The organism is Actinoplanes sp. NBRC 101535 (genome assembly GCF_030269225.1).
Taxonomy (GTDB): Bacteria; Actinomycetota; Actinomycetes; order Mycobacteriales; family Micromonosporaceae; genus Actinoplanes; species Actinoplanes rectilineatus.
Genome location: NZ_BSSY01000009.1, coordinates 309,150 through 324,411, shown reverse-complemented (window position 1 = coordinate 324,411; position 15,262 = coordinate 309,150). Strand labels below are relative to the sequence as shown.

General features: G+C 69.8%; 19 protein-coding genes. 16 read left to right on the top strand and 3 right to left on the bottom strand.

Going from position 1 to position 15,262, the window contains the following annotated elements; all coding sequences use genetic code 11:
* Positions 1 to 33: 33 nt before the first annotated feature.
* From QSK32_RS25890 to QSK32_RS25825, 14 genes are all read left to right on the top strand, one after another.
* Positions 34 to 1,110, top strand: coding sequence for an amidohydrolase family protein (locus tag QSK32_RS25890; protein WP_285473391.1), 1,077 nt, complete (start codon positions 34 to 36; stop codon positions 1,108 to 1,110).
* A 119-nt stretch (positions 1,111 to 1,229) separates the two neighbouring features.
* Positions 1,230 to 2,636 (top strand): proline--tRNA ligase, encoded by a 1,407-nt coding sequence (gene proS, locus QSK32_RS25885; RefSeq protein WP_285473390.1) that lies wholly within the window; start codon positions 1,230 to 1,232, stop codon positions 2,634 to 2,636.
* Positions 2,633 to 3,292, top strand: coding sequence for a ribonuclease FAU-1 family protein (locus QSK32_RS25880; protein WP_083448910.1), 660 nt, complete (start codon positions 2,633 to 2,635; stop codon positions 3,290 to 3,292). Before proS ends, QSK32_RS25880 begins: the two co-directional genes overlap by 4 nt.
* Before the next feature lie 358 nt (positions 3,293 to 3,650).
* Positions 3,651 to 4,166 (top strand): 30S ribosomal protein S16, encoded by a 516-nt coding sequence (gene rpsP / locus QSK32_RS25875; protein WP_285473389.1) that lies wholly within the window; start codon positions 3,651 to 3,653, stop codon positions 4,164 to 4,166.
* Positions 4,144 to 4,401 (top strand): RNA-binding protein, encoded by a 258-nt coding sequence (locus QSK32_RS25870; protein ID WP_014447131.1) that lies wholly within the window; start codon positions 4,144 to 4,146, stop codon positions 4,399 to 4,401. The genes rpsP and QSK32_RS25870 overlap by 23 nt, the downstream gene beginning before the upstream one ends.
* Before the next feature lie 2 nt (positions 4,402 to 4,403).
* On the top strand, positions 4,404 to 4,973 hold the full coding sequence (rimM, locus tag QSK32_RS25865; protein WP_285473414.1) for a ribosome maturation factor RimM: 570 nt from the start codon (positions 4,404 to 4,406) through the stop codon (positions 4,971 to 4,973).
* Positions 4,970 to 5,734, top strand: coding sequence for a tRNA (guanosine(37)-N1)-methyltransferase TrmD (trmD, locus tag QSK32_RS25860; protein WP_285473388.1), 765 nt, complete (start codon positions 4,970 to 4,972; stop codon positions 5,732 to 5,734). Before rimM ends, trmD begins: the two co-directional genes overlap by 4 nt.
* Before the next feature lie 122 nt (positions 5,735 to 5,856).
* Positions 5,857 to 6,213: a 50S ribosomal protein L19 gene (gene rplS, locus QSK32_RS25855; RefSeq protein WP_045741543.1), complete on the top strand. Its 357-nt coding sequence runs from the start codon at positions 5,857 to 5,859 to the stop codon at positions 6,211 to 6,213.
* A gap of 168 nt (positions 6,214 to 6,381) precedes the next feature.
* Positions 6,382 to 7,281 carry a signal peptidase I gene (gene lepB / locus QSK32_RS25850; RefSeq protein WP_502872553.1) on the top strand — a complete coding sequence of 300 codons (900 nt, stop codon included), beginning with the start codon at positions 6,382 to 6,384 and terminating at the stop codon, positions 7,279 to 7,281.
* Positions 7,278 to 7,940, top strand: a complete 663-nt coding sequence (gene lepB / locus QSK32_RS25845) for a signal peptidase I (protein WP_045741427.1) — start codon at positions 7,278 to 7,280, stop codon at positions 7,938 to 7,940. Before lepB (QSK32_RS25850) ends, lepB (QSK32_RS25845) begins: the two co-directional genes overlap by 4 nt.
* A 160-nt stretch (positions 7,941 to 8,100) precedes the next feature.
* The gene (locus QSK32_RS25840; RefSeq protein WP_045741428.1) at positions 8,101 to 8,553 is read left to right on the top strand and encodes an NUDIX hydrolase; all 453 of its coding nucleotides are present in this window, start codon (positions 8,101 to 8,103) and stop codon (positions 8,551 to 8,553) included.
* Entirely contained in the window at positions 8,553 to 9,398 is an 846-nt protein-coding gene (locus tag QSK32_RS25835; RefSeq protein WP_045741429.1) for a ribonuclease HII, read from the top strand. The genes QSK32_RS25840 and QSK32_RS25835 overlap by 1 nt, the downstream gene beginning before the upstream one ends.
* A complete protein-coding gene (locus QSK32_RS25830) occupies positions 9,395 to 9,715 on the top strand; it encodes a DUF2469 domain-containing protein (protein WP_045741430.1) in 321 nt (106 codons plus the stop codon). Before QSK32_RS25835 ends, QSK32_RS25830 begins: the two co-directional genes overlap by 4 nt.
* A 75-nt stretch (positions 9,716 to 9,790) precedes the next feature.
* The gene (locus QSK32_RS25825; RefSeq protein ID WP_045741431.1) at positions 9,791 to 10,276 is read left to right on the top strand and encodes a murein hydrolase activator EnvC family protein; all 486 of its coding nucleotides are present in this window, start codon (positions 9,791 to 9,793) and stop codon (positions 10,274 to 10,276) included.
* Here QSK32_RS25825 and QSK32_RS25820 read toward each other — a convergent pair.
* Complete coding sequence (locus tag QSK32_RS25820; RefSeq protein WP_045741432.1) at positions 10,257 to 11,441, bottom strand: aminotransferase class V-fold PLP-dependent enzyme; 1,185 nt, start codon at positions 11,439 to 11,441, stop codon at positions 10,257 to 10,259. The two genes, QSK32_RS25825 and QSK32_RS25820, sit on opposite strands and share 20 nt — an antisense overlap.
* 101 nt (positions 11,442 to 11,542) lie before the next feature.
* Positions 11,543 to 12,634, bottom strand: a complete 1,092-nt coding sequence (locus QSK32_RS25815; protein ID WP_285473387.1) for a tyrosine recombinase XerC — start codon at positions 12,632 to 12,634, stop codon at positions 11,543 to 11,545.
* An 84-nt stretch (positions 12,635 to 12,718) separates the two neighbouring features.
* Between QSK32_RS25815 and QSK32_RS25810 the strand changes: the two genes are divergently transcribed.
* On the top strand, positions 12,719 to 13,180 hold the full coding sequence (locus QSK32_RS25810; RefSeq protein WP_045741434.1) for a pyridoxamine 5'-phosphate oxidase family protein: 462 nt from the start codon (positions 12,719 to 12,721) through the stop codon (positions 13,178 to 13,180).
* Positions 13,181 to 13,411: 231 nt separating this feature from the next.
* Here the strand turns inward: QSK32_RS25810 and QSK32_RS25805 are convergent, their stop codons facing one another.
* Complete coding sequence (locus QSK32_RS25805; RefSeq protein ID WP_045741435.1) at positions 13,412 to 13,816, bottom strand: GntR family transcriptional regulator; 405 nt, start codon at positions 13,814 to 13,816, stop codon at positions 13,412 to 13,414.
* A 1,259-nt stretch (positions 13,817 to 15,075) separates the two neighbouring features.
* Here QSK32_RS25805 and QSK32_RS25800 point away from each other — a divergent pair.
* Positions 15,076 to 15,261, top strand: a complete 186-nt coding sequence (locus tag QSK32_RS25800) for an AlpA family phage regulatory protein (RefSeq protein WP_045741544.1) — start codon at positions 15,076 to 15,078, stop codon at positions 15,259 to 15,261.
* Position 15,262: the final 1 nt, after the last annotated feature.

Here is a 15,262-nt window from a genome sequence, read left to right as displayed (position 1 = left end):
CCGAAACCGATCCGGATCCGGTAGGACTTACTCATGGCTTTGCATGTGCGTGGGGCGGTTCTGCCGGACGGGGACGTCCGGGATCTGTGGCTGGTGGGGGACCGGGTCACCTATGAGCCGGTCGGCGGGGCCGAGACGGTCAGTGACGGCGGGTTCATCCTGCCGGGGCTGGTCGACGCGCACTGTCACCTGGGGATCGCGTACGGGGCCAAGCCGATCCAGAGCGTCGACGACGCCCGGGAGCTGGCCATGATCGACCGGGACGCGGGTGTTCTGGCGTTGCGGGACGCCGGGTCGCCGTACCCCTATCCGGAGCTTGACGACGAACCGGGCGTGCCGCGCCTGGCCCGGGCCGGGCGGCATGTGGCCGCGCCTCGGCGGTACCTGCGGGACATCGGTGTCGAGGTGGGGCCGGAGGACGTCGCGGCGGCCGTCACCGAGCAGGCGAAGGCCGGGACCGGCTGGGTGAAACTGGTCGGGGACTGGATCGACCGGGGTGTCGGTGACCTGGCGCCGAGCTGGGACGCGGCGACGATGGCCCGCGCGGTGGAGGCGGCGCACGCGGCCGGGGCGCGGGCGGCGGTGCACACGTTCTCCGAGGAGGGCGTGGAGATCATGGTGCGGGCCGGGGTGGATTCGGTGGAGCACGGCACCGGGCTGACGGTGGACCTGGTCGACGAGATGGCACGGCGCGGCACCGTGCTGGTCCCCACGATGATCAACATCCGGACGTTCGGGAAGATCGCCGATCAGGCCCGGGAGAAGTTCGCGGGGTACGCCGACCATATGATCGCCCTGCGGGACCGGTTCCCGTCCGTGGTGATGGCCGCCTACGAGGCCGGTGTCCCGATCTACGTGGGCACCGACGCGGGCGGCGGCATCCGGCACGGGCTGGCCGCCGAGGAGATGCTCCACCTGCACGAGGCCGGGATCCCGGCGGTGGACGTGCTGGCCGCGGCGTCGTGGCGGGCCCGGGATTGGCTGGGCTTCCCGGGACTGGTCGAGGGCGGGCCGGCCGACCTGGTCGTCTACGACGAGGACCCGCGCGTGGACCTGCGGGTGGTGCGGGCTCCCCGCCGCATCATCCTGCGGGGAACCGTCGTCCGTTAGCCCGCACCGGCCGGAGATCGCGGGCAGTGTCCCGAGGGCGATCTCCCGTCCTCGTCGAAGGGGGACACGGGACGACCACCCGGCGGGTTGCATGTGGCGCGCGACTAAGATGCTGCCTCATGGCTCGTGTGCTCACTCCCCGCGCGGAGGACTTCCCCCGGTGGTACCAGGACCTGATCGCCAAGGCTCAGCTCGCTGACAACGGCCCGGTCCGGGGGACGATGGTCATCCGCCCGGTCGGCTACGCCATCTGGGAGCGCATGCAGGCCGACATGGACCTGCGGATCAAGGAAGCCGGCGTCCAGAACGCGTACTTCCCGCTGTTCATCCCGGAGAACTACCTGCGCCGCGAGGCCGATCACGTCGAGGGCTTCTCACCGGAGCTGGCCGTGGTCACCCACGCCGGCGGCAAGGAGCTCGCCGAGCCGCTGGTGGTGCGTCCCACCAGCGAGACGGTGATCGGCGAGTTCATGGCCAAGTGGGTGGATTCCTACCGTGACCTGCCTCTGCTGCTCAACCAGTGGGCGAACGTGGTCCGGTGGGAGCTGCGCCCGCGCACGTTCCTGCGCACCACCGAGTTCCTCTGGCAGGAGGGGCACACCGCGCACGCGACCGAGCAGGACGCGCGTGACCACGCCCGGGACATCCACAAGAACGTCTACGAGAAGTTCATGACCGACGTGCTGGCCATCCCGGTCGTGCCCGGTCGCAAGACGAAGAGCGAGCGGTTCGCCGGCGCGACGAACACGATGACCGTCGAGGCCATGATGCGCGACGGCAAGGCGCTGCAGATGGGCACCTCGCACGAGCTGGGGCAGAACTTCGCGAAGGCCTTCGACATCACCTACTCGTCGGCGGAGCGCACGGTCGAGCACGCCTGGACCACGTCCTGGGGTACCTCGACCCGGATGCTCGGCGGCCTGATCATGGTGCACGGCGACGACAACGGTCTGCGGGTTCCGCCCCGGCTGGCGCCGGTGCAGGTGCAGATCATGGTGGTCAAGGCCGGCGAGGGCGTCACCGAGGCGGCGGTCAAGCTCCGTGACGAGCTCAAGGCCGCCGGGGTACGCGTAAAGCTGGACGACCGTGCCGACATTCCATTCGGCCGTCGCGCTGTCGACGCGGAGCTTCAGGGGATCCCGATCCGGGTCGAGGTCGGTCCCCGCGACCTGGCCACCGGAAACGTGGTGGTGGCCCGCCGGATCACCGGCACCAAGACCCCGGTCGCGCTGGCCGAGGTCGCCGCGATGGTGGACGCCTCGCTGGCGGCCGACCAGCAGCTGCTCTTCGACGACGCGCTGGCGTTCCGGGTCGAGAACACCGTCGACGTGAAGACGCTCGACGAGGCGATCGAGGCGTCGGCGACCGGCTGGGCCCGCGTGCCGTGGTCCGCGGTCGGCGACGAGGGCGAGAAGACGGCGAACGGCAAGGCCGTGACGGTCCGGTGCCTGACCCGCGAGGACGGCTCGATGCCGGAGTCGGACGAGGAGCCGGGCCTGATCGCCTACCTGGGCCGGTCCTACTGAGCACCCGGTTCGCGCCGGGTCGCCTGATCCTGCACCGCGACACCCACCTCGGCCGGATCGCCTTCGTGCATCCGGCCCGGGTGGTGTCCGACGACGACCGCGGGCTGCTGGTCTGGCTGGCGGCCGACTCGGTGATCGCGGTGGAGCGGGCGCTCGACGGGCGCGGGCCGCGGGACATGCCGTTCGCCGAGTGGTCGGCGGTCGGGCATGAGCCGCGGCTGACGACCTGGCGGGGCCCGGGTCTGTTGCGTTTCTTCCCGGTCGGCGCCGGCCACTCGGTCTGGTTCTTCCGGACGGCCGAGGGCGTCTTCCGGGAGTACTACGTGAACCTGGAGGAGCCGGCGGTCCGCTGGGACGACGGTGACGTGATCGGTTTCGACGTGATCGACCAGGACCTGGACATCGTCGGGCACTCCGACGGCACCTGGGAGTGGAAGGACGAGGACGAGTTCGCCGAGCGTCTCGCCCTGCCCGAGCACTACTGGGTGCCGGACGAGGCGGCCGTCTGGGCCGAGGGCCGCAGCGTGATCAAAAAGATCGAGGCGCACGAGTTCCCCTTCGACGGCACCTGGACCGACTTCCAGCCCGACCCCTCCTGGACCACGATCACCGAGTTGCCGCCGGGCTGGGACCGCCCGGTCGTGGCGCGGCACTGAGGTTTTGATCTTCACCACTCACGCAGAATGAAGGGCCAGGGCCGCCGTCAGGTGGGCCCCGGCCCGGCCTCGGCGGGAGCGACGCCATCCGACCGCCCCGCCCACCACCCAAAAGCGGAAGAAAACCTCCCCCTGCACCCGGATGCGACATAGATCTTCTGTTTTTGATCTTTGATGGGTATGTGAGCGGGCCGATTGCCCATACCTGCTTGCCGTCTGGCAGAATGGCTAGCTGGTATCCGGCATTTTCGAGGCGCCCTCTAACCCCTCGACATCGCCAATCCACGAGACATCGGTCCCGCATCCCCACGTGGGTTCCGGTCGGCTCACCCACGCAGTCACCAGGAGCGAATACACCGTGGCCGTTAAGATCCGGCTCCTGCGGATGGGCAAGATCCGCAACCCGCAGTACCGCATCGTCATCGCCGACTCGCGCACCAAGCGCGACGGTCGTGCCATCGAGTACGTCGGCATCTACCAGCCGAAGGAACACCCCTCGGTCATCGAGGTCAAGTCCGAGCGCGTGCAGTACTGGCTCTCCGTCGGCGCCCAGCCGTCCGAGGCCGTGCAGCGCATCCTGGAGAAGACCGGCGACTGGCAGCAGTTCAAGGGCCTGCCGGCCCCGCCGCCGCTGCTGGTGGCGCCGAGCAAGCAGAACAAGACCGAGGTCTACGAGGCCGAGGCCAAGGCCGCTGCGGGCATCGCCGACACCAAGCCGGCCACCCCGAAGAAGGGCGCCAAGGCCGAGAAGGCTGAGAAGCCCGCCGAGTCGAAGCCCGCCGAGTCGAAGCCCGCCGAGGCTGCTGAGCCGACCCGCGAGGCTGTCGCCGAGACGGCAGAGGACCCGGCCGGTGCCGGCGCCGACGCGAGCTGACGGGGCGCTCCGGCCCGCGCTGGAGCACCTCGTCAAGGGGATCGTCGACAACCCGGACGACGTCCGGGTTCGTCTGGTCGACTCGCGCCGCGGCAAGCGGCTCGAGGTTCGTGTGCACCCGGAGGACCTGGGAACGGTCATCGGGCGCGGCGGACGCACGGCCAAGGCCCTGCGCCAGGTGATCGGTTCGATCGGCGGGCGTGGCATCCGGGTCGACATCGTCGACGCCTACTGATGCTGCTCGTCGTCGGCCAGATCGGTAAACCGCACGGCATCCGGGGCGAAGTCTCCGTTGTCGTGCGCACCGACGAGCCCGAGGCACGCTTCACCGCCGGTTCGGTGTTCACCACGGAGGTCCCCCGGGACCGCCGGGTGAGCGCCGGCCCGGCGGGCGCGCCGGCTCCCGGTGTCCGTTTCGAAGTGCCGAAACAGCTCACCCTCTCCTCGATCCGCTGGCATCAGGGCCGCGGCATCGCGGTGTTCGAGGGCATCGACGACCGCAACGTCGCCGAGGCGATGCGCGGTGTCTTCCTCCAGGTCGACAGCGAGGCTCTGGAGCCGCCGGACGATCCGGACGAGTTCCACGACCACCAGCTCGTCGGGCTGCGTGTGGTGTCCGCCTCCTCCGGCGAGGAGTACGGCACGGTGCAGCGCATCGAGCACGCGCCGTCCTCGGACCTGATCGTGCTGGCCAAGACCGGTGGCGGGACGGCGTTGATCCCGTTCGTCACGGCGATCGTCCCGACCGTGGACCTCCCCGGTCGTCGCGTGCTCGTCGACCTCCCGGAAGGCCTCCTCGATCTGTGAAGGTCGACATCATCTCGATCTTCCCGGACTACTTCGCGCCGCTCGACCTCTCGCTGGTCGGGAAGGCGCGGACCACCGGGACTCTCGATCTCTCTGTGCACGATCTGCGCACCTGGACATCCGACGTGCACCGGACGGTGGACGACACGCCGTACGGCGGCGGCCCGGGCATGGTGATGCGCCCGGAGCCGTGGGGCCGGGCACTGGACGCGGTCGTCTCACCGGTCGCGACCCTGGTGATCCCGTCTCCGGTCGGCAAGCGGTTCACCCAGGCCGACGCCTACGAGCTGGCCGCCGCCGAGCACCTGGTGTTCGCCTGCGGCCGCTACGAGGGCATCGACCAGCGGGTGATCGACGAGGCGGCGAGCCGGATGCCGGTCCGGGAGGTGTCGCTCGGCGACTACGTGCTCTTCGGCGGCGAGGTCGCGGTCATCGTGATCATGGAGGCGATCACCCGGCTGCTGCCCGGCGTGATCGGCAACGCGGACTCGCTGACCGAGGAGTCGCACGCGGCCGGCCTGCTGGAGGCCCCGGTGTACACCAAACCGGCGTCCTGGCGCGATCTGGACGTTCCGGAGGTGCTGCGGTCCGGCGACCACGGCCGGATCGCCCGCTGGCGGCGGGACCGGAGCCTGCTGCGGACCGCCGACCGTCGTCCGGACATGCTCGCCGCCTACCCGCCCCGGGACCTCGACAAGTCGGACCGGAAGACCCTGACCGAGGCCGGATTTCAGATCCCGCCCGAGGGTGTGGCAGAGTAGGGAGGTTGCCGTCCTGCCCCGCGCCGTGGGGTGGAGGCGAGGATCCCCTGGACTCAGGGGGGATCAGAATCACCCGTCAGCGCACCGAACTCCCGGTGCGCACCGAGCACGAGGATGCAGCGATGAACACGCTGGACACTCTTGACGCCCTGTCGCGGCGTACCGATATTCCGGACTTCCGGGCTGGTGACACCCTCAAGGTGTACGCCCGGGTCGTCGAGGGCAACCGCTCCCGCGTCCAGATCTTCCAGGGCGTGGTCATCGCCCGTCACGGTGCCGGTCTCCGCGAGACCTTCAAGGTCCGGAAGATCAGCTTCGGCGTCGGCGTCGAGCGGACCTACCCGATCAACAGCCCGGCGATCGACCGCATCGAGGTCATCACCCGTGGTGACGTGCGTCGCGCCAAGCTCTACTACCTGCGTGAGCTCCGCGGCAAGAAGGCCAAGATCAAGGAGCTTCGGGAGAAGCAGACCGTCTGACCGGACGACGTGGTGCGACAGGGGTGGGCGCGGGCGGTTTACGCTTGCGCCTGTTCCGGACGCGCTCTGGTGAACCTTTCCAGTCCTACCGCTCGTAACTTTCCCTAGCCGGGAAACTCGGGCGGTAGTGCTGTATCCGGGGGCGGTTCGGCCGGTGAGCGGCAGGAGATGCGAAGCGTGGAACCGATGGAAGGTTATGGGCCGTCCTCGCGGCGGCGGCGGTCTGTGATCAGACGCAACAAGGAGATGCCGCTCTGGCAGGAACTCCCGCTGTTGCTGGTCGTGGCGTTCTGCCTGGCGGTGCTGATCAGGACCTTCCTGGTCCAGGCGTTCTACATCCCCTCCGGGTCCATGGAGAACACCCTGCTGGTGCAGGATCGCGTCCTGGTCAACAAGGTCGTGTACGACATGCGTGACCCGTTGCGCGGCGAGGTCGTGGTGTTCCGCGGCACCGACAAGTGGGCGCCCGAGGTCACCGAGGTGGTCAGCAACACGTTCCTGGCCAAACTCGGACGGACCATCGGCGACCTGGTGGGCGTCAGCCGCCCCGGCGAGCGCGACTTCATCAAACGGGTGATCGGGCTTCCGGGTGACAAGGTCGCCTGCTGCGACTCCGAGGGGCGGATCACCGTCAACGGGGTCGGGATCGACGAGCCGTACATCGCTGACGGTTTCAACTCCGATCTGAGCCAGCCGCCGATCGCCGGGCAGTGCACCAGCCGGCGGTTCACCGAGGTGACGATCCCCGACGGGCAGATGTTCGTGATGGGTGACCACCGGTCGGTCTCGCAGGACGCCCGCTGCCAGGGGCCGGTTCCCATCGAGAACGTCATCGGCCGTGCCTTCGTGGTCGTCTGGCCCAGTGATCGCTTCGCCGGACTCAGCGTGCCCGATGTCTGGCAGCAGTTCGCTGCCGCGCAGCCCACGGCCGCCGGGGCGGGTCCGGCGCCGGCCCGGCGCACCGATCCCGTGGTCGCCACGGAGATCCTGCCCTTACTCCTCAGCGTGGTTTTATCCGCGCGTTCCGGCATGTCGTTCGCGACTCGACGACGTAGGCTCCGAGCGTGATTGACGAGCAGACCGAAAAGCGCCCAGGTTCGTTCTGGCGCGAGCTTCCCATCCTGCTTGGTGTGGCGATCCTCGTCGCCGTGCTGGTGCGTGCCTTCGTCCTGCAGACCTTCTACATCCCCTCCCCGTCGATGGAGCACACCCTCAACGTCTGGGACCGGGTCCTCGTCAACAAGCTGGTCTACGACTTCCGCGACCCGCGTCGTGGCGAGATCCTGGTCTTCAAGGCGCCGACCGCGTGGCAGTCCGGCGCCGACGGTGAGGACTTCATCAAGCGGGTCATCGGCGAGCCCGGCGACAACGTGGTGTGCTGTGACGACCAGCAGCGCCTCATGATCAACGGGAAGTCGCTGGACGAGCCGTACATCTACACCGACGACGACGGCACCCGCAACCAGGTCGCCGACCAGCAGTTCAACATCACCGTCCCGGCCGGCCGGCTCTGGGTGATGGGCGACCACCGCGAGGCGTCCGGCGACTCCCTCGAGCACTACGAGCAGAGCCAGGCCACCGACGAGGCCGGCAAGATCCAGGACGCGACGATCACCATCGACTCGGTGGTCGGCCGGGCGTTCACGGTCTTCTGGCCGGTCGACCGGGCCACCTGGCTGTCGGTTCCGGACTCGTACGACACGATCCCCGACGCCTCGGGCAACTAGGCCGTGTCGCGTGGGTTCCGCGGGGCTGCGGCGTGACCCGGCCGGCACCTGGCGGCAGCCACCACCCGGACCCTGCCTCGCGCTCACGCGACCCACGAAACAGGGCCTGCATGCCGCTCCGGGTCGCAAGATCCTCGTCGGGCGCAATAGGCTTGTCGGCGTGACCGTGATTGACCGCCGTGCCGGCCGCGTCCTCCTCGTCGACCGCGACGAGCGGGTCCTGCTGCTGCACGGCGGCGATCCCGGCCGCCCCGAGCAGCGCTGGTGGTTCACTCCCGGCGGCGGCCTGGAGGAGGGCGAGACGACTGCTCTCGCCGCGCAGCGGGAGCTCTACGAGGAGGTCGGTCTCCGCGTCGAGCCCGGCGACCTGTCCGGCCCGGTCCACCACGAGGTGACCGAGTTCGAGTACGACTCCCGGCACTACCGCCAGGCCCAGGACTTCTATCTGCTCCGGGTGCCGGCCTGGGAGGTCGACACCAGCGGCATGGACGCCGAGGAGCAGAGCACCATCATCGCGCACCGCTGGTGGTCCGCCGAGGAGATCGCCGCGAGTGACGAGGCGATCTTCCCGCTCGACCTGGCCGGCCTGCTACGCCGGGTGCTGGAGGTCTGATGCTGGCTCCACCGCGCACCGTCGTCCGCCGGGAGGCGGGCCTCTACGCGCTCGAACAGGCCCTGCAGCGCCGCGGTTTCCAGCGTGTGGCGGGCGCCGACGAGGCCGGCCGGGGCGCCTGCGCCGGCCCGCTGGTGGCGGCCGCCGCGATCCTGCCGGAGGGCAGGCGCGGGGAGATCCCGGGCCTGGCCGACTCCAAGCTGCTGACCGCCGCCGCCCGGGAACGCGTCTACGACCAGGTGGTCGACAAGGCGCTGGCCTGGTCCGTGACGATCATTCCACCGGCCGAGGTCGACTCCCGCGGCCTGCACGTGTGCAACCTGGCGGCGATGCGCCGCGCGCTCGCGTCACTGACGGTCCGCCCGGAGTACGTGCTGACCGACGGGTTCCCGGTCGACGGCCTGGGCGTTCCCGGCCTCGCGGTGTGGAAGGGTGACCGGGTCGCGGCCTGCGTCGCGGCCGCCAGCGTGCTGGCCAAGGTCACCAGGGACCGGCTGATGGTGGAGCTGGACGCGAGATTCCCGGATTACGGCTTCGCCGTACACAAGGGTTACATCACCGACGAGCACAGTGCCGCGTTACTTCGGCACGGCCCCTGTGCCGAACACCGCTTCTCATATGCGAATGTCGCCGCCGCCTCCGGGCGCGGCAACCGGCCTCCCCGGGCGCGCCGACCTGCCGAGCGTCCGGCGGACACGATTCCGTCGCTGTTCGACTCATCCGTTACCGAGCCGCTGCTGCTTCGGGAGGCCACTGAGGGTACCGTCGGCGTGGCGTCGGGCGAGCAGCCTCAGCCGTCGCCGTCGGTGGGGGAAGATGAGGCCATGGAGGGCGAGAAACGATGAGCGCAGAGGATCTCGAGAAGTACGAGACCGAGATGGAGCTGCAGCTCTACCGGGAGTACCGCGACATCGTCCGCCAGTTCTCCTACGTCGTGGAGACCGAGCGCCGGTTCTACCTGGCCAACCAGGTCGACCTGCACGTGCGCAACTCCGACGGCGAGGTGTATTTCGAGGTCGAGATGCACGACGCCTGGGTCTGGGACATGTATCGGCCGGCCCGGTTCGTCAAGAACGTGCGGGTGATGACGTTCAAGGACGTGAACGTCGAGGAGCTGGAGAAGCCGGACATCTCGTTGCCGGACGACGCCAACTTCGGCTGATCGCGGTCATCCACATGCGGCGGCCGTCCACAGGGCGGTTCGCGGCAGCGGTGTGAGCCGGGCAGTGTCGGCGGCATGTCCATCGCCGCACACTGCCTGTTGTTGCTGATCCTGCTCCTGCCGGGCCCGGTCCGGTCCGGACTGTTCGGCTGGCCGGTCCCGTCGCCGCCGGAGGTGACCCGGCGTTTCGACCCGCCGCCCGACCCGTGGCTGGCCGGGCACCGCGGCGTCGACCTCGCGGTGACCCCGGGCGCCCCGATCCGGTCGGCGGGCGCCGGGACGGTGGTGTTCGCCGGCACGATCGCCGGCCGGGGTGTGGTGAGCGTGGCGCATCCCGGCGGTCTGCGGACCACCTACGAGCCGGTGACGCCGTCGGTGGCGACAGGCGACCGGATCCCGGCCGGGGCGGTGTTGGGGACGGCACAATCGGGGCACCCGGGATGCCCTCGGGCGGCGTGCCTGCACTGGGGACTACGCAGGGCGGACCACTATCTGGATCCGCTCGCCCTGCTGGGGTTGGGGCGTGCCCGCCTGCTGCCGCTCACCGTTGATAGTCCCTGAGTAGCGCCGGGAGCCGCTCGGCCAGGCGGTGGAACTCCTCCGGCCGGTTGTAGACCTGGGCGCTCAACCGCAGCAGACCCCGCCCACCCCAGGCGCTGACCTGCGTCTCCGCCGCCAGCTTGTCGGAGATGTGCTGCCGCAGCGCGATCGCCTCCGGCTGCGTGGACGCCAGCCCGGCCGGCAACGGCACCACCCGCATCGCCACGCCCGGTCCGGGGTCCGGCAGCTCGGAGGGCGCGAGGCCGAGAGCCACACCGACAACCCTCTGACCGTACGCGGCAAGCGCCTCGTTGTGCCGCCGGACGTCCTCGACACCGAGCGTGCGCAACGTGAACACACCGGCGGGCGCGGCCAGCCAGGGCGTGTAGTCGATGGTTCCCTGATACTCCACCGACAACGGGAAGCCCTCGTCGTGCTCCCAGGACACGATCAGCGGGTCGATCCGGCGGCGCCAGGCCGGCGCCACGTGCAGAAGCGCCGTGCCGCGCGGCGCCCAGCCCCACTTGTGCAGGTTCCCGACCCAGAAGTCGGCGCCGATCGCACCCACGTCGACCGGCAGCATCCCGGGCACGTGGGCGGCGTCGACAAGCACCGTGACGTCCAGTTCGCGGGCGGCGGCGGCGATCTCGCGTACCGGAAGGAGTTTCGCCGTCGCCGACGGCAGCTGATCGACCACCAGCAGCCGGGTCCGGCCGGGACGCAGCGCGGCCCGAATCCGGGCGACCACCTCCGCGGCCGGCGCGTCCAGCGGAACGGCGACGGTCCGCGCGCTCGCCCCGGTCCGCCGGCACTCCCGTTTCACGGCGGTGACCACCGCGCCGTACGCATGATCGGTGAGCAGCACCTCGTCGCCGGCCGCCAACCGCACCGACTGCAGCACCAGCGACACCGCGGCGGTGGTGGTCGGAACCAGCGCGCTGCCGTCCGGATCCGCACCGAGAAAGGTGGCGAGGTGACGTCGGGAGTGGATGATCCGGTCCAACAGCCCGGTGCCGTAGAACCGCAGCGGATTGGCCTCCATCTCGTCCCGCAGCCGCTGCTGGGCGCGCTGCACACCGATCGGCAGGGCGCCGAACGAGCCGTGGTTGAGATAGGACACCGCCGGATCCAGCGAGAACAGCAGCCGGGCGCCGGGAAGGGGTACGGGCGGGACGTCGGCGCTCATGCCTCGGATCGTACGACGGCGGTCGCTCTCAGGCTCGTGGATGTGCCTCTACGGGTCACTCGCATGCCCGTGGGTGCCGGGGCGTCGCTCTCCCGCCGGTCTCATGCCCGTGGATGCGCCTGCTTGAACGCCGAGCGCAGCCGTTCCGTCGAGACGTGCGTGTAGATCTGCGTGCTGGACAGCGAACTGTGCCCCAGCAACTCCTGCACGGCCCGCAGGTCGGCGCCCCCGTCGAGCAGGTGGGTGGCGGCGGAGTGGCGCAGGTCGTGCGGCCTGGTGTGCGGAAGACCGGCGACCCGGGCGGCGTCGGCGACGATCCGGCGGACGACGGTGGGCTGCAGACGGCCACCCTTGACCCCGAGGAACAGGGCGTCCCGGCTGAGACGGCCGCAGAGCTCCGGTCGCCCGTGCCGGAGGTAGGCGTCGAGGGCGTCCCGGGCGGGATGGCCGTACGGGACGGCACGCTCCTTGGCGCCCTTGCCGAAGACCCGGATCACCTGACGGGAGTGGTCGACGTCGGCGCGGTCCAGGTTGCAGAGTTCGCTGACGCGTACTCCGGTGGCGTAGAGAAGTTCGAGAACGGCCTTGTCCCGTAGCCCGGTGGCCGGGTGCTCCCCGTCGTCCGGTCCGTTGGCATGGGGTTTCTCGCCGGGCGGGTCCTCGCCGCCGGGGTTCTCGTCGCCGGGGCGCTCGGTGGTGGGGTCCAGCAGTTCGGCGGCCTGGTCGGCGCGCAGGACGGTGGGCAGCGAACGGTGGGCGCGCGGACTGGCAAGTTGGGCGCCGGGGTCGTCGGGGGAACGCCCGGTGCGCTGGGCCCAGGCGGTGAACGCCCGGGCGGACGCGGCGCGACGGGCCTGCGAGGTCCGCGCGGCACCGGTGTTCATCCGGGCGGCGAGCCAGCTCCGGAGGATCCCGATGTCCAGGGCGGCGAGGCCCGCGCTGTTCTCGCCGGCGACGTGGTCCTCATCCGCGTCGGGGCCTTCACCGGTGATGTGGTCTTCACCGGTTGTGCGGTCATCACCGGCGGGACGGCCCTCGCGGGTGGCGTGATCCAGCAGGGAGACGACATCGCCGACATACGCCCGGACGGTGTGCTCCGAACGGCCCTCGACGACGGCCAGGTGACGGCCGAACTCGTCGACCGCCTCACGCAGGTCGGGCGGTAGTGCCTGGTGCAGTTCACGGGTACCCATCGGAAACGACGGTCCAACGAGCGTGTCCCCGGGTCAAGTCTTCGGTGCGGTGTTTCTGTCGTACCCCGGGATTAGGGTTTTTCCATGGCACGCTGGGAAGAGATCGAGACAGAGGCACCGGAGTTCGCAGCCCGGGTGCGGGCGCTGTTCGACGCGGGGACCAACAAGACCATCGCCACCCTCCGCCGCGACGGCGCACCCCGGATCAGCGCGATCGAGACGCGGTTCGCCGACGGCGAGCTCACCTTCGGCATGATGGGCGACTCGCTGAAAATGGCGGACCTGCGCCGCGACCCCCGGTTGGCGCTGCACAGCCCGACCCTGGAGCCACCGGCCGACAATCCGGAGTCCGGCCCCGGCGACGCCAAACTGTCCGGTCGCGCGTGGGAGATCCCACCCCCGCCGGACGACCAGCACGAGGGCGCCGGTTTCTTCCGGGTGGACATCGACGAGGTGGCCCTCACTTACGTGGGAGTCCCCGCCGATCACTTGGTGATCGAGTCCTGGCACACAGGCCGGGGCCACCACCGCCGCACCCGAGCCTGACCCGTCGCCCGTCGCCTGTCGGCTGTCGCCCGTCGGCTGTTGCCTGTTGCCTGTCGGCCGTCGACCGCCGACCCTCACTTGGGTCCTGTCGCCCGTCCCTGGTCGCCCGTCCCTGGTCGCCCGTCGCCGGTCGCCCGTCGCCGGTCGCCGGCCCGCGGTCGCGGCCGCCTGTTGATTCGGCAGCCTTACCCGTCCCGCAAGAGCGGCAACGAAAACACCTACGGGAAGGGGTCAGGGGCGGGTCAGCTGTACGCGGTCGGCGGGGTGAACCTTTTCGGAGCCGTCGGGGGCGGTGATCACCAGGACGGGGACGCCCTCGGCCAGTTTGTGGCGGCGGCGCTCGACGTCGGTGGGCATGCGGGCGCTTACCTTGTCGCCACGGGTCAGCTGCAGGAGCTGGACCGGCTCGGGGATGCGGACGAAGGTGCCGCGTGGGCGGTCGACGGTTACCAGGCCCTCGGTGCGCAGCTGACCGATGGCCTGTCGCACCGTGGTTCGGCTGATGCTGTAATCCTGGGCCAGGCGCAGCTCGCTGGGCAGCGCCTCACCCGGACCCAGCTCGCCGGACTCGATCTGCCCGCGCAGCAGATCCGCCAGCTGACGGAAGACCGCACGGTCCGCGGAATGATCGATCATGGTAACTATTTTACGACTTCATGATGCTCCATCATGTTGTACCTACAGTCCGATGTTGCGCGAATGGGTTCGTCGCGCTCAGAAGGCCGAGCTTGGTCGGACGACGGGGTGGGCCGCGGGTGGTTGGCGGCCTTCGGCCAGGTCAGAAATGGTGCTGACGGAGCGCGGCGGAGGTCGTCGTCCATCCATCGAGGACAGTCCGGCTTGCGGGCGCGGTGTCGGGGTGTCAGGGGGTGTCGGGGCGGGTTCGGGTCCAGGTCAGGAAGCGGTCGTGGGGGTTGAGCGGCGGTTCGCTGTGGGTTCGGAGGTCTTCGAGGGCCTGGTGCATCTGCGCTGACATGTAGATCCTCAGCAGTGACGGAAACTCCCGGTATTCGTGGAGCAGTTCGTTTCGGGCTGTCGGGCACGGCCACGGTTGCCCGCATGCCTCGCAGTTCCAGAGTGGCCGCGAGTGCACGTGCGGCTTCTCGCCCGTCGTCACCGTTCCCCCGTCGGGTCTCGTCGGTCTCCTCCTGCCTGTCGCTCATCGGGACGGGTGCCGGGGGCGTCCGCGGCGACGACTGTCCGAAGTGGGCGGATTGTGGAGTGGTGGTGGCGGGTGGGCGGGGTGGTGGCCACCCGGTGGTGTTCGCGATGCGTGAAGAGGCGAAAGCGCTATTAGCCGCGAATGGGGAGCATTTGCTCGGCAGGTGCAGGCGTGGGGGCGGGTGGCGGTGGGAGCGGTGCTTTGCGCGTACGCGGTGAGCGGGGTTTGCATTCGATCTCTTCTGGTGTGGAGGGTCAGTGGTTCGGCCGGCGGTTGCCGTGTGGCCTTCGGCGGCCCGGCTGTCCAGCTCGATGCTGCTGAGCTGGGGTTAAGCTCCCGGCTCTGCCGACTGTGGAGTCGGCTTGGGGTGAACGTGGCACGGAGTTCCGCGTGCCAGGCGGGTGATCGTCGTCGGACTGTGCGTGGTGGGAGCGGTAGAGGCCTCCCCGGCGTCCCGCCTGTCGTTGCGGCAGGAAGGGCGGGAAGGGTGGGGTCGGCGAGGGCGGTCTGCGGTCGATGCAGGGGGCCGGCAGGCCGCAGATGCAGCGCCGCCAGAGGGTCCGCCAATCGCGGCGGTGCCTGGGATGATGCGGTACCGGGATCATTGTCAAGCGACCTCTAGGCATGCAGCCACTATAATGTGTGGAGGACTACCTGTCCCTTATCAACTGGATAGCCGACTAATAGTCCCGCGCCTACGGTCGATCATGTGGGAGTGAAGCCGATCCGCCTCATGGGCGCGCACGAGATCCGCATCCGTCTCGGCGGAGTCAGCCGACAGCGGGCGTACCAGATCACGAGTCGCACCGACTTTCCGAAACCGGTCGCTGACCTGGCACAGGGCAAGGTTTGGGCCACCGAGGACGTCGAGGCGTGGATGAAGGTCCATCGTCGTGATCTGGACGAGTCCGAGGACTGAC

Bases quoted from the DNA above. Each gene is read 5' to 3' on its own strand.
- QSK32_RS25890 (WP_285473391.1), top strand. From the start codon at position 34: ATGGCTTTGCATGTGCGTGGGGCGGTTCTGCCGGACGGGGACGTCCGG.
- proS (WP_285473390.1), top strand. From the start codon at position 1,230: ATGGCTCGTGTGCTCACTCCCCGCGCGGAGGACTTCCCCCGGTGGTAC.
- rplS (WP_045741543.1), top strand. From the start codon at position 5,857: ATGAACACGCTGGACACTCTTGACGCCCTGTCGCGGCGTACCGATATT.
- lepB (WP_502872553.1), top strand. From the start codon at position 6,382: ATGCGAAGCGTGGAACCGATGGAAGGTTATGGGCCGTCCTCGCGGCGG.
- QSK32_RS25835 (WP_045741429.1), top strand. From the start codon at position 8,553: ATGCTGGCTCCACCGCGCACCGTCGTCCGCCGGGAGGCGGGCCTCTAC.
- QSK32_RS25830 (WP_045741430.1), top strand. From the start codon at position 9,395: ATGAGCGCAGAGGATCTCGAGAAGTACGAGACCGAGATGGAGCTGCAG.
- QSK32_RS25825 (WP_045741431.1), top strand. From the start codon at position 9,791: ATGTCCATCGCCGCACACTGCCTGTTGTTGCTGATCCTGCTCCTGCCG.
- QSK32_RS25820 (WP_045741432.1), bottom strand. From the start codon at position 11,441: ATGAGCGCCGACGTCCCGCCCGTACCCCTTCCCGGCGCCCGGCTGCTG.
- QSK32_RS25815 (WP_285473387.1), bottom strand. From the start codon at position 12,634: ATGGGTACCCGTGAACTGCACCAGGCACTACCGCCCGACCTGCGTGAG.
- QSK32_RS25810 (WP_045741434.1), top strand. From the start codon at position 12,719: ATGGCACGCTGGGAAGAGATCGAGACAGAGGCACCGGAGTTCGCAGCC.
- QSK32_RS25805 (WP_045741435.1), bottom strand. From the start codon at position 13,816: ATGATCGATCATTCCGCGGACCGTGCGGTCTTCCGTCAGCTGGCGGAT.
- QSK32_RS25800 (WP_045741544.1), top strand. From the start codon at position 15,076: ATGGGCGCGCACGAGATCCGCATCCGTCTCGGCGGAGTCAGCCGACAG.